This window comes from Micromonospora sagamiensis (genome assembly GCF_014680085.1).
Lineage (GTDB): Bacteria > Actinomycetota > Actinomycetes > Mycobacteriales > Micromonosporaceae > Micromonospora > Micromonospora inyonensis.
This window is the reverse complement of record NZ_AP023438.1, coordinates 6,806,882-6,819,812: the sequence shown is the minus strand read 5'-3', so window position 1 is coordinate 6,819,812 and position 12,931 is coordinate 6,806,882. Positions and strand designations below refer to the sequence as shown.

Annotated in this window: 7 protein-coding genes; 2 read left to right on the top strand and 5 right to left on the bottom strand. The window is 71.8% G+C overall.

Annotated features, from left to right (window positions below; all coding sequences use genetic code 11):
• The first annotated feature begins 99 nt into the window (after positions 1-99).
• Positions 100-1,017 (top strand): ABC transporter ATP-binding protein, encoded by a 918-nt coding sequence (locus IGA62_RS29035; protein ID WP_145817484.1) that lies wholly within the window; start codon positions 100-102, stop codon positions 1,015-1,017.
• On the top strand, positions 1,014-2,639 hold the full coding sequence (locus tag IGA62_RS29030) for an ABC transporter permease (protein ID WP_145817485.1): 1,626 nt from the start codon (positions 1,014-1,016) through the stop codon (positions 2,637-2,639). The genes IGA62_RS29035 and IGA62_RS29030 overlap by 4 nt, the downstream gene beginning before the upstream one ends.
• A 58-nt stretch (positions 2,640-2,697) precedes the next feature.
• Here the strand turns inward: IGA62_RS29030 and IGA62_RS29025 are convergent, their stop codons facing one another.
• From IGA62_RS29025 to IGA62_RS29000, 5 genes are all read right to left on the bottom strand, one after another.
• Positions 2,698-3,429 carry an HD domain-containing protein gene (locus tag IGA62_RS29025; RefSeq protein ID WP_145817487.1) on the bottom strand — a complete coding sequence of 244 codons (732 nt, stop codon included), beginning with the start codon at positions 3,427-3,429 and terminating at the stop codon, positions 2,698-2,700.
• Between the two features lie 72 nt (positions 3,430-3,501).
• Complete coding sequence (locus tag IGA62_RS29020; protein ID WP_145817489.1) at positions 3,502-6,768, bottom strand: hypothetical protein; 3,267 nt, start codon at positions 6,766-6,768, stop codon at positions 3,502-3,504.
• A gap of 250 nt (positions 6,769-7,018) precedes the next feature.
• Positions 7,019-9,556 carry a pectate lyase family protein gene (locus IGA62_RS30450; protein ID WP_232624817.1) on the bottom strand — a complete coding sequence of 846 codons (2,538 nt, stop codon included), beginning with the start codon at positions 9,554-9,556 and terminating at the stop codon, positions 7,019-7,021.
• 202 nt (positions 9,557-9,758) lie between these two features.
• Positions 9,759-11,384, bottom strand: a complete 1,626-nt coding sequence (locus IGA62_RS29005) for a pectate lyase family protein (protein WP_145817493.1) — start codon at positions 11,382-11,384, stop codon at positions 9,759-9,761.
• Between the two features lie 117 nt (positions 11,385-11,501).
• Positions 11,502-12,848: a pectate lyase family protein gene (locus tag IGA62_RS29000; RefSeq protein ID WP_145817495.1), complete on the bottom strand. Its 1,347-nt coding sequence runs from the start codon at positions 12,846-12,848 to the stop codon at positions 11,502-11,504.
• Between the last annotated feature and the right edge of the window lie 83 nt (positions 12,849-12,931).

Sequence of the window (12,931 nt, the reverse complement as noted above, 5' to 3'; positions counted from 1 at the left end):
CCTAGCGGGGGCTGACCGATGCGGGGTGGTGGCGGATGGATACGCTGACCGTCGGTCAGTACAGTGTGCACTGTTCGGCTCTGAGCGACAGGAGACGTCATGGCCGTCATCTCGGTCAACGACCTGGTCAAGACCTTCGGCCGCACCCGGGCCCTGGACGGGCTCGACCTGCGCGTCGAGGCGGGGGAGGTGCACGGCTTCCTCGGCCCGAACGGCTCCGGCAAGTCCACCACCATCCGCGTCCTGCTCGGACTGCTGCGCTGGGACTCCGGGGAGGTGCGCCTGCTCGGCGGCGATCCGTGGCGCGACGCGGTGGCGCTGCACCGCCGCCTCGCGTACGTCCCCGGTGACGTCAACCTCTGGCCGAACCTCTCCGGTGGTGAGGCGATCGACCTGCTCGGGGCCCTGCGCGGCGGGCTCGACCGGCGGCGCCGCGACGAGCTGCTCCAGCGGTTCGACCTCGACCCGACGAAGAAGTGCCGCACCTACTCCAAGGGCAACCGGCAGAAGGTGGCCATCGTCGCGGCCTTCGCCGCCGACGTCGAGCTGTACGTGCTGGACGAGCCGACCTCGGGCCTGGACCCGCTGATGGAGGCGGTGTTCCAGGACGAGGTCCGGCGGATCAGGCAGGACGGTGGCACCGTGCTGCTCTCCAGTCACGTGCTCGCCGAGGTCGAGGCGCTCTGCGACCGGGTCAGCATCATCCGGGAGGGACGCACCGTCGAGTCCGGCACCCTCGCCGAGCTGCGCCACCTCACCCGCCTGTCGGTCACCGTCGAGACCGTGCGCCCGGTGACCGGGCTGGACCGCCTCGCCGGCACCCAGCTCGTCGGCCAGGTCGACGACCGGCTCCAGCTGGAGGTCGACCCCGCCCACCTGGACGAGCTGCTCGGTCACCTGGTCCGGTTCGGTGTGCGGTCGCTGACCAGCGCCCCGCCCACCCTGGAGGAGCTGTTCCTGGCCCACTACGGCGACCGGATCACCCCGGCCGCGACCGTGCCGGCGGGGCAGCGGTGAGCGCCCTCACCGGCACCGGCCGCCTGGTCCGGTTGGTGCTGCGCCGCGACCGGGTCCGGCTGGCGCTCTGGGTGCTCGGCACACCGCTGCTGACCGCCGCGCTGGCCGCCAGCGTCGCCGGCCTCTACGCCGGGGAACGGGACCGGATCACGTACGCCACCACCGCGGCGGCCAGTCTGGTCGCCCGCGCGTTCAACGGCCCGGTCGCCGGACCGAGCATGGGCTCGGTGGTCTTCGCCGAGTCGTACCTGACCCTCGCCGTGCTCACCGCGCTGCTGAGCACCTTCACCGTGGTCCGGCACACCCGGCAGAACGAGGAGACCGGGCGGGCCGAACTGCTCGGCGCCTCCGTGCTCGGCCGGTACGCCCCACTCACCGCCGCCCTGCTGGTCACCGTCGTGGCCAACCTGCTCACCGCCGCGCTGGTCGCCGTCGCCCTGGTGGGCGCGGACCTGCCGGCCGGCGGATCGGTCGCCACCGCCGCCGCGATCGCCACCGTCGGGGTCTCCTTCGCGGCGGTCGCCGCGGTGACCGCCCAGCTCTCCGGCACCTCCCGGGGCGCGAACGCCCTGGCCGCGGCGACGGTCGGGGTGGCGTTCGTGCTCCGTGCCGCCGGTGACGTGTTCGGCGACGCCACCCCGGACGGGCAGCGCGTGGTCAGCGCCTGGCCCGCCTGGCTCTCCCCGCTCGGCTGGGCGACCCAGGTCCGCCCGTACGGCGGCGAGCGGTGGTGGGTGCTCGTACTGCCCGTGGCGCTGCTGGTCGCGGCGGCCGTGGCGGCGTACCTGCTGACGAACCGGCGGGACCTCGGGGCCGGTCTGCTCGCCAGCCGGCGTGGGCCGGCGCGGGCGCCCCGGGCCCTGCTCAGCCCGGTCGGTCTGGCGTGGCGGTTGCAGCGCGCGGCCCTGCTCGGCTGGGCGGTCGGTGTCGCGGTGCTCGGCTTCGGCATGGGGCTCGCCGCCGACGAGGTCGAGAACATGGTCGGCGAGAACGCGGCGGCGGCCGAGGCGATCAGCCAAATCGGTGGTGGGGCGAACCTGGTCGACGCGTACCTGACCGCGATGATCGGCATCTTCGCGTTGACGATCGGCGCGTACGTCGTGCAGGCCGTGCTGCGGACCCGTGCCGAGGAGTCCGACGGGACCCTGGAGGTGGCGCTCGCCGCCGCCGTCAGCCGGCGACGCTGGCTGGCCGGGCACCTGTCCACCGCCGTGCTCGGCGCCACCGGCCTGATGCTCCTGGCCGGGGTGACCACCGGACTCGGGTACGCCACCGTCGCCGGTGACCCGCTCGGCCGGGTCGGTGAGCTGACCGGGGCGGCCCTGGTCCGGGTGCCGGCACTGCTGGTGCTGGCCGGGGTGGTGGTGCTGTTCTTCGGGCTGGTGCCCCGCGCGGCGACGGGCCTGTCCTGGGCGACGCTGATCGTGTTCCTGCTGTTCGGGCAGCTCGGGGCGGTGCTGGACCTGCCGCAGGCGGTGCTGGACCTCTCCCCGTACACGCACGTGCCGGCCCTGCCGGCGGCCCGGTTCGCCGTGCTGCCGCTGGCCGTGCTCACCGGGGTGGCGGTGCTGCTGCTCGCCGCCGGTGCGACCGGCTTCCGTCGCCGCGACGTCCCGAGCTGAGCGGACGCGGGCCCGGACCGGGTGGGAGGCGGCCCGCCGCCGGAAACCCGGTCGGCGGTCAGTGGGTGTGGGCGGGGTCGTCCAGGATCGCCCGGAAGCGCTCCTCGGCGAGGTCGAGCTGGGCGAAGATGTGCTCCTTGACGGCGGGCGCGAGCGGCGTGTCGGGCCGGGCGATCAGTTCCCGCAGGATCGGGACCAGCGGGCGGTACTTGCGGGCCGACGAGAGCACCTTTGGCCCGGTCGTGTGGATCACTCCGACGCCGTTGTCGGTGAAGTCGGAGATCTTGATGACCCGCGCCCACGGGTCCCGGTCCAGGCTGGCCGCGACGTGCTCCCGGTACTGGACGTGGCGGTCCCGGTCCGGGTCCCAGGTCGGGTTGGTGACCGCCGCGACCAGCCGGGCGACCCGGTGACCGAACCGGTCGGCCAGCACGGCGAGGGCAGCCGGGACCGGATCGACACCGTCGCCGACCTCGCCGGCCAGGTCGGCCGGATGGTCCTCCACGGCATCGTGCAGCAGACCCGCGACGATCACGTCGACGTCGCGGACCTGGTAGTGGTGCATCAGGCGGATGGCCACCCGCAGCAGGTGGTTCAGGTACGGTTCGCGCACCCGCCGGTCGTCGCGGTGCAGGTCGGCGGCGAGGTCGAGGGCCTCGGTCAGGCGCCGTCGCGCGTTGGCGTCGAATGCGCCGATCTCCAGCCGGAAGCGTTCCAGCAGGCCGGGCTCGCCGTGGATCTCCGTGATCGCGTGCATCGGCATCGTGCCCAGGTACGAGGGGAAATCCATCCGTCACTTATAGCCGATCACCCACCGTCCGTACCGCCCTGACTGTGCGTCCCCGGCCTGCGGGCACGGTGCTCAGCGTCGCCACTCCGGGAGTTGCCGCTCGGACATGCGACGCCAGAACTGGCGCAGCTGCGAGCGGGACGTGTTCTGCCAGGGCGACCGGGCGCTGAGCAGGTAGCGCGGTGAGGTGAGGTCCGCCTGCCGCGCACAGAAGTTCTGGTCCAGCTCGTGCGGCTGCGGTTCACCTTCGGCCGGCAGCGGGCAGAGCCGGAACGGGCAGTCGTCCAGGCAGGTGGCCCCCGGAGAGCAGGACTCGGAGGACTCCAGCGTGCGGTCGGGCCGCAGCGGGCGACGGTCGTTGGTCAGGCAGGGCGGCAGGTCGGCGCGGTCCGCGCGGGTCAGCCGGTCCTCCCGGTCGATGAGCAGGTCGCCCCGGTCGGCGAGGTTCAGCAGCAGCATGACGTCGGCCAGGAGGCGCTGGGCATGCGGGGTGAGGACACTCCAGCCGCTCGAGTCGGGGATCCACAGGGACTGTTCCCGGCGCACCTCCGCCACCGTGCTGCTCGACCCGACCCGGCTGGAGGTCTCACGCTCGTCGATCCAGCAGTACCGTTCCGGCCGGCGACTGAGCAGGGCGCGCACGCAGAGTCGGCCAGCCTCCATCAGGAAGGGGTGCGGCGGACCGGGCGGTCGTCCCCGCACCGCCTGACCGGCGATCCGCAACCAGTGCCGCACCAGGCCGTACGGGTTCGCGCCGTGTTCCCGGCGGGGCAGCGGTTCGGCCGGGTCGACGGGCAGGGAGAAGAGCGTCAGTGCCTGGAGCAGCACCAGTTGGCTGTACCAGAACCGGGAGTGGGCCAACGTCCGCTCCGCCTTCTCGACGAGAAAGCTACGGTTGGACGGGGTGCGACCGACCAGGGGCCGGCGGATGTTCGCGGCCAGCCGGAAACCCTGGGCGAACGCGATCTCCGACGTGATCGGGAAGTAGTGCTCCGGCCGCGCGGGGTGGTACCCCTCCAACGCGCGGAGCCACTTCCGCAGGTCACCCCCCACCTGGGTGATCTCCGGGGTCGGTCCGAGCGGGGTCTCCTCGGTGTCCTGGTGGGCGGACTGGTAGAGCAACGGCAGGATCCAGCCCCGTAGCTGCTGCTCCCAGTAGGTGACATGTTCCGACCGGCGGTCGGCGGTGGTACTGCGCGGCATCTCCTCGGGGCCCAGGCCGCCGACCTGACGCAGGCAGCGCACCGCCTCCCGGCCGCCCAGGCCGATCTCCCGCGCCGCGGCGAGCCGGACCCGGTACGAACCCTCCCGACTGGCCAGTCGGAAGAAGGCGGCGTAGTTGGGTTCGGGACCGGCCCGGTCGGCCCGGACACCCCGTTCGGTCCGGCACGTCCGTGCGCGGTCGACGATCAGTCGCGCGGCGTCCCCGATCCGGCGGACGAGCTGGAGCCGGGCCTGGTTGGCCGGTCGGTTGGGAACGTGCCCGCTCCCGGTGCCCTCCCACTGTTCCGCGATCTCCCGGAGCAGATCGGCGTGCACCGGCCGGCGGGCGCTGGTGTCGCTCTCCACTGCTGCGGCGTACAACTCGAACCGCCAGCAGAGGTCCTTCTCCGACCTCGCCTTCTCCCGCAGGTGCCGGACCAGCCGGGCGACCGGTTCCTCGCGCGGGGCGAGCGGAAGGCGTTCGGCCAGGGGCGGCCGGTCGCTCCGCTGGGCCGCCAGGTGGCGGGAGAGGAGGGTCAACGCGATCAGTGCCTCCGGGTTGCGTCGTGACGTGATCAGGCTCCCCAGCAGCCGGCCCAGCAGTTTCGGGTCGGTGAGGTACCGCATGCCCAGGTAGGCCTGGACGACGCCGTGCAGGAACTGGGCCTCGGTCCGGCGGACGTCCACGACCGCCCACTCCGCGCCCTCGACGAAGGCGTGCGTGATGTGGTCCAGGACGTTGGTCTGCACACGGTTGCCGAGTCCGTCGTGCAGCCGGTCCAGGATCGCCTGATGTTCCGCGTCGTGGCCCCGGGTCATCTCCTGGTACTCCAGGTGACTGGTACCGCGCACCAGGGCCAGACACGCGAAGGCGGACAGCACTTCCAGGGTGACCGCCCGGTCGTCGCGGCTCCGGCTGACGTCCCTCTTGAGGGTGCCGTCGAGCAGTGCGGCACGCCAGGCGTCGAGCAACTGCCACCGGGCCTCGTACCGGTCCATCGGCCGGACCACCCCGCCGGTCTCGGCCCGGGACAGCCGTGGCAACCGGTCGCTGCGGTGCAGGGCGCGGATGACGGTCAGGAAGAACGGGGAGTCGGTGACGTCCGCCGCCTTGATCAGGGCGACGATCCTCGCCCAGGAGGACGGAGCCGCTCCCGGCGTGCCGTCGAGCCCGTGTTCCAGCGCGGCCCCCTCGCCCAGCGGCTCCAACCCGACCAGGATCGCGCGCATGCCCCGCAGCGGGTCGTACGGACGGGAGGTCACGATCAGTGGTAGTCGTGCCTCGGCGGCCTGGCTGATCGCCTCCCGCAGCACGTTCTCCTCCCGCTGTTCCTCGTCCCGGCCGAACGGCTCGTGCAGTCCGTCGGCGAGCACCGCGATCCGGTTGCTCATCCGCAGGTGCCGCCAGATCCGGGTCCCGGAGCCGTCGCTGAACAACTGGGCGTCCACCAGTTCCTGAAACCGTCTCCTGGCCAGTTCCTCGAAGGTGAGGTCCTCGGCGAGCCGGGCGTCGCGCATCCGCACCGGTACCGGCACGATCCCGCGGCGGGCGAGCTGCCGGGTCAACTCGACGATGATCGCGGTCTTCCCGGACCCGACCCCACCGACGAGCACGACGGGCGAGCGCACCTGCGGGTCCCGGATCCGCTCGATGAGCACCTCGCAGAGCTCGTCGCGGCCGACCACCCGGTCGACGCTGGGATCGGCGGTCGCCACCAGAGCGGTCGCCGACGCCCGGGCCCGGCGGTTGTACCAGCGGTGGACCCGTTGCTTGCTGAGCACGTAGAAGAGGGCCAGACCGAGGGCGGCGCCGATCAGGGGACTGAAGAACTGCGCGAGGGTCGTGCAGGGTGTCTGCCGCTCCCCGGCGCAGGGGTTCCCGAGTTCCGGCAGTCGTTCACCGAGCCACCGGCGTCCCTGGGGCGGGAAGAACAGGTGGTAGAGGGGGTTGAGGACCTGGGCGACGAGACAGACGGCGACGACGAGCACGACCACCACGGCCAGGGCGGTCCACCAGGGGTGCCGCGGCCACCGGCGGGAGCGGGTCGGCAGCCTGTCGGCTCGGACGCGCTGCCATTGCTGTTCCTCGCCACTGACCCGGGTTTCGACCGTGCGGGTCAACTTCGCCACCGACATCCGTGGGCTCCACAGGCGTCTGCGCCAGAGCGGACCGCGCATGCCCGTACCCCCGTCAGTCACGGCGAGCGGCTGGTGAGATTTCGTCACGTACCGGTCAAAATTAGGGTAACGCTGATCAGACGGACCTCTGGTGCGGATCGGCGAAAGAGCCCGGCCGGGACACGGAGTGGCCGGGGCCACCGGCGAGCAGGTCGCCGGTGGCCCCGGTGGGGCGGGATGGGGGACGGGAGACCCACCCCGCCGGCGGTCAGACGGTGATCCGTCCGGCGCCCGCGCCGGCCGTGACCGACGCCTTGATCCCGTTGGGGTTCTCCACGGTGTACGGGTACGGGATGGCCGCGACGTCCCCGGCGCTCTCCGGCGTGCCGGAGTTGACGAAGACGTTGTTGCGCTGGACCAGGTCACCCGGGCCCGAGTCGGCGTAGCCCACGGCGGTCGGCCGGGTCACGTTCTCGAAGTAGTTCCCCTCGACCAGCACGCCGGCCCCCATGGTGGAGGCGACGCCGTAGTCCGCGCCGTTGTAGTAGTTGTTGAACACGTGCACCGGGTCGCCGAAGCGCACCCGGGGGTGGCGCTCCTTGCTCCCGTCGAACCAGTTGTGGTGGTAGGTCACCCGCAGGTGGCCCCGGTCGGCGGTGTGCCCGTCGTCGTGACCGAGCAGCATGCTCTTGGTGTGGTTGACGACTCGGTTCCAGGAGATGGTGACGAAGTCGGACTCCCGCTTCACGTCGACCGCGCCGTCGTAGCCGCCATCGAAGGTGTTGTGGTCGATCCAGACGTTCGTCGAGCCCTGGACGTTGATCGCGTCGTCGTCCCAGCCCCGGAAGGTGAGGTTGCGGATGATGACGTTGCGGGCCCCGCTGACGTTGAGCCCGTTGTCGAGCGTGGCGCTGCCGACCCCGAGGACGGTCTTGTTCGACCGGACGTCGTTCATCGCGTCCGGCATGGTGAGCGAGCCCTGCACCCGGATGATCAGCGGGGACGACGACTCCAGCGCGTCGGCCAGGGCCTGGCCGCTGGTGACGGTCACCGTCTGACCGCCGGCCCCGCCGGTGGTGCCGCCGTTCTGGGTGGCCCAACCGACCAGGTCGCCGGTCGGCGGGTTGGTCGGCGGGGGCGTGGTGGCCGGGGGAGTGGTGGGCGGGGGAGTGGTCGGCGGCGTGGTGGTGGGCGGGTTGCTCGGGTCGCCGGGCAGCCCGACCCGGCCCACGCCGGCCTGGGCGGTGACCACGGCCTTCTGGTCGCAGGCCGTGCCGACGGTGTACTGGTACGTCGGGTTGCTGACGCTGCCGCCGGTCTGCCCCTCGTTGGAGTTGACCAGGCAGTTGTTCCGGGCCACCAGGCGGCCGTCGCTGGAGGAGCCCTCGGCCAGGTGGTACGGGTCGTCGACGTTCTCGAAGTAGTTGCCCTCGACGATGACCCCGGCGTTCTCCGTGGAGGCGACGCCGTAGTCCCCGGTGTTCAGGTAGTAGTTGTTGTAGACGTGCACCTGGTCGCCGAAGCGGACCCGGGGGTTGCGCTGGCGGGTGTTGTCGAAGAAGTTGTGGTGGTAGGTGACCTTGAGCCGGCCGACGTCCTGGGCGGCGTTGCCGTCGTCGTGGCCGAGCAGCATGTTCTTGTCGGTGCCGTCGGCGTGGTTGTAGGAGACCGTCACGTACGACGAACCGCGCTTGATGTCCACGCCGCCGTCCGTGCCGGTGGTCCAGGTGTTGTGGTCGATCCAGATGTGGTGGGAGAACATCTGCACGTTGATCGCGTCGTCCGCCCAGCTCCGGAAGTTGAGGTTCCGGATGATCACGTTGTGCACGGCGTTGGCCGGCGGCGAGGTGACCGCGTTGTCGATCGGCAGGCCGATGTTGAGACCGCCGCCGGTGAAGCCGGAGTTCGCCCCGACGCCGACGATGGTCTTGTCCGAGGTGACCTCGTGCATCGGGCCGGGCAGGGCGATCATCCCGCTGACCTGGATGATCTTCGGCCCGGTCGAGGCGGCCTCCGCGATGAACTGCGTCGCGGTGGTCACCGTGACGGTCGGCCCGCCGGCCCCGCCGGTGGTGCCGTTCTGGCCCCAGGCGTCCACGGACGCCCAGCCGTCGGCGACGTTCGTGCCCGGGTTGCCGGTCGGGCCGGGGGTCGGCGTGGTCGGCGTCGGGGTCGGGGTGACGCCGCCCGAGGTGACCTGTACGTTGTCGAACTCGGCGCTGGAGTAGAAGGTGGCCACGCCGATCCGACCGCTGGCGTAGCGGGTGTCGGACGCCTCGGTGAGCAGGTTGCCGTTGACGTAGCCCTTGAGCGAGCTGCCGGCCACGTCCAGCCGGAGGGTGTAGCTGGTCCCGGCGGAGACCGGGACGCTGGCGGTGTCCAGGGTGGTGGAGGAGCCACCGGCCAGGCTCTTCAGCTCGACGGTGTTGTTGCTGCGCAACGCCAGGTAGTAGTAGCTGGTGCTGCTCTGCGCCCGGGCCAGCAGCGCGACGAAGCGGTTGGTGCCGTTGAACGCGGTCGGCTTCACCGTCGCCTGTACGGAGTAGTCGGTCCAGCTCGACGAGCCGGCCAGCGACCGGGCGTCGCTGCTGGTGCCGGTCTGCCGGTAGACCTGCGACGCCACCGACCAGCTCCCGCCGGAGGGGGTCCAGCCGGTGGAGTTGCCGTCGGCGAAGTCGTCGGAGAAGAGGGTGTCGGCGTAGGCGGTGGCGCCCATGCCGAGGGCGAGGGTGACCGCGCCGAGCGCGGACCCGATCGCGAGCAGGAGACCGCGGCGTCGTCTGCGCCGCGTGTCGGTCCGGTTCACGGAACCTCCTAGTGGTGGTGTGACTGCCCAGGACGGGCTATTCATCGATCAAGATCGATGCTTCGGGGTGGGGTGGCCCCGGGTCCGACGGGGGACCGCCGGGGTGGTGCGCCGAGGCCGGGTGCGCCGGGACGGGCGCGGTGGGTCGGATGCGCCGGGCGGGCGCGTGGTGCCGGTGCGCCGGGACGGGCGCACCGGATCCCTAGAAGTTGATTTTTCCGGTGCCGGCGCCGGCCATGACGACCGACTTCACGCTGGCCGGGTCGGTGAGCTGGTACGGGTAGAAGGTGCGCGGCTCGGTCACCGTGCCACCGGCGTCCCCCGGCTCACTGGTGCCGGCCAGGACGTTGTCCCGGGCGACCAGTCGCCCCCGGGAACCGGAGTAGCTGATCGACCAGGGCACCTCGACGTCCTCGAAGTAGTTCCCCTCGACCAGGCAGCCCGAGTTGAGCTGGCAGGCCACCCCGACGTCGGTGTTGTAGACGAAGTAGTTGTTGAACACGTGCACCGGGTCGCCGAACCGTACCCGCGGGTTGCGCTGCGGCGTCCGGTCGTACCAGTTGTGGTGGTAGGTGACCCGGAGATGCCCGGTGTCCTGCGCCCCGTTGTTGTCGTCGTGGCCGAGCAGCATGTTCTTGGTGTGGTGGTGGGTGTGGTTCCACGACACGGTCACGTACGACGACCCGCGCTTGATGTCGATCAGCCCGTCGTAGCCGCTCGACAGGTCGTTGTGGTCGATCCAGACGTGGTGGGAGAACATCTGGACGTTGATCGCGTCGTCGACGGTGTTCCGGAAGTTCAGGTTCCGGATGATCACGTTGTGCACGGCGTCGGCCGGCGGGGTGGTCACGTTGCTGACCGGTAGGCCGATGTTGAACCCACCGCCGGTGATCCCCGAGGTCGCGCCGACCCCGATGATGGTCTTGTCCGAGGTGACGTCGTGCATCGGGCCGGGCAGGGCGATCATCCCGCTGACCTTGATGGTCAACGGTCCGGGCGTGGCGATCGCGGTGAGCAGCTCACCGGCGGTGTCCACGGTGACGGTCGGGCCGCCGGCCCCGCCGGTGGTGCCGTTCTGCCCCAGGGCGTTGACCGAGGCGAAGCCGATCGGCGGTGCGCCCGGGTCGATCGGGGGCTCGGTCGGCGGGAGCGTCGGCGTCGGCCCGCCGGTCGGGGTGCCGGTCGGCGGGGCCCCGGTGGCGGTGGCCACCTCCACGTCGTCGAACGTGGCGCTGGCGTACGCGGTGGCCAGGCCGGCCCGGCCGGCGGCGAACCCGGCGTCGGTGGCCTGCACCACCAGCGCGCCGTTGACGTAGCCGCGCAGCGAGCTGCCGACCGCCTCCAGCCGCAGCGTCGACCAGGAACCCACGGTCACGCCGGCGGTGGCCGAGCCGAGCACCACCGGGTCGCCACCGGCGCGCTTGACCAGTTGCACGCCTCCGCTGGCGGTGGCGACCAGGGCGTAGTAACTGCTGCTGCTCTGCGCCCGCGCGATCACCCCGACGTGCCGGGTGGAGGCGGCGAACGCGGTCGGCTTGACCCGGGCCTGCACCCCGTAGTCGGTCCAGGTGGACTGGCCGACCAGGGCGCGGGCGTCGCTGCTGGTGCCGGACTGCCGGAACGCGGGCGAACCGTCGGTGACCACCGACCAGGTCCCGCCCGAGCGCGACCAGCCGTTGGCGTCACCGTCGTCGAAGGTGTCGGTGAGCAGGGTGTCGGCCCACGCCGACGAGGTGGTGACCAGCACCGTGCCGGCGACCAGGGCACCGGCGGCGAGCGCCGTCGCGAGGCGTCCGGCCGGACGACCCCGGATCGGAAGTCGGTTCATCGGGAACCTCCTGTGGTGGTAGGGGAAGGGTTGCGGTGGGTCGCCTCGTGAGCGCGGACGTGGCGACCCACCTTCCGCAGGCGGCGCGCGGGGACGGACGCGCGCCACCCGTGGCTTCTACAGCGGCAGCCGGTCTGCGCCGGCCAGCGCGCCGACCACGATCGGGACCACCGGGGCCGGCAACGGCCGACCGGTACGCAGCGTCGGCGTCCAGCCCGCGTCGGCGCCCAGGTCAGGGTCGTGGGTGGCGTTGTACGCGGCGACCAGGTCGACCGGGCCGGGCGGAGACCGGTGGGCGTGCACCCAGTTGCCGCGGGCCGTGATCGAGGTGCCGCCCCAGTCGTGGAGCAGGTCCGCGGCGGCGATCCCGGCGCCGAGGGTGAAGTGGTTGTTCTCCGCGTACACCGCGGACTGCACGCCGACGCCGATCGCGTAGTCGAAGCCCGTACCGAGCCGGTACCAGTTGTTGTGGATGTCGACCTGGCCGAAGCGGACCCGGGGCAGCCGCTGGAGCACCTGGTCGAAGAGGTTGTGGTGCAGGGTCACCCTGAGCCGGCCGACGTCCGGGCCGACCGTGTTCGACGAGCCGATCAGCATCAGCTTGTCCCGACCGGTGAACCGGTTGTACGAGGCGGTGACCAGGCTCGCGGTGTGCGTGACGTCCAGCGACCCGTCGTGCACCTGGTAGGGGCGTCCGAAGTGGACGGGCTGGGCCCTGTCCGGGTTGTCGCCGTCGGTGAACGTGTTGTGGTCGATCCAGACGTTCTCGCTACGCCGCACCGAGATCTGGTCGTACTGCGAGTTCCAGTTGCCGGCCGCGCCGTCCGTCGGCGACCACGCCGGGAAGCAGTCCCGGGCGTCGTCGAAGGTCAGGTTCCGGACGATGACGTTGCTGGCCGTGTCGACCATCAGGGTCAGTCCGGTCAGCGTGGCCCCGCGCAGGCCCACGATTGTGGTGTTCGGGCCGACGTTGATCTGCGTCTGCTTCGTCTGGTTGGTCACCGAGCGGACCCGGGCGGCCTCCAGCGGCCCGGTCGGCGGCACCATGCCCCACACCGCCGGGTCGTACGCGGCCAGGTACGCCGGCAGCGAGTACTCCGGGTCGGCCAGGTCGGCGCAGTCGAGCAGGTCGCCGTCGGGGCCCTCGAAGCCGTCGACGACCCCGTCGACCACGATCACCTTGGGGGTGGCGTTGGTGCGGTTGGTGGCGTTGTCCCCGCCGAGCGCGCGGACCAGGTCGGCGCGGCTGCGCACCAGATGCACCTGCTCGGCGGTGGCGGCCGACCCGCCGGTGGTGCCGGGCCCGGCGGCGGCCCAGCCGTCGCCGGCCGGCAGGGTCTGGCGGGCGAACCGCTCCACGTGTCGGGGGACGGAGGTTCCATCCGGTGCGGCGGAGACCACCGCGCCGGGGACGAGGATCAGGGAGAGGGCGACCAGGGCCGCCCCGGTTATGCGAATGCGCATGGGACTCTCCGAAGTGGTCTGTCGTGCGACGGATTCCGCGTCACGTGCGGAATACCGATGATTCGACAGTAAGGAAAATCACT

What these genes read in the sequence shown, in the direction of transcription:
- IGA62_RS29035 (WP_145817484.1), top strand. Translation starts at nt 100, where the DNA reads ATGGCCGTCATCTCGGTCAACGACCTGGTCAAGACCTTCGGCCGCACC.
- IGA62_RS29025 (WP_145817487.1), bottom strand. Translation starts at nt 3,429, where the DNA reads ATGGATTTCCCCTCGTACCTGGGCACGATGCCGATGCACGCGATCACG.
- IGA62_RS29020 (WP_145817489.1), bottom strand. Translation starts at nt 6,768, where the DNA reads ATGTCGGTGGCGAAGTTGACCCGCACGGTCGAAACCCGGGTCAGTGGC.
- IGA62_RS29005 (WP_145817493.1), bottom strand. Translation starts at nt 11,384, where the DNA reads ATGAACCGACTTCCGATCCGGGGTCGTCCGGCCGGACGCCTCGCGACG.
- IGA62_RS29000 (WP_145817495.1), bottom strand. Translation starts at nt 12,848, where the DNA reads ATGCGCATTCGCATAACCGGGGCGGCCCTGGTCGCCCTCTCCCTGATC.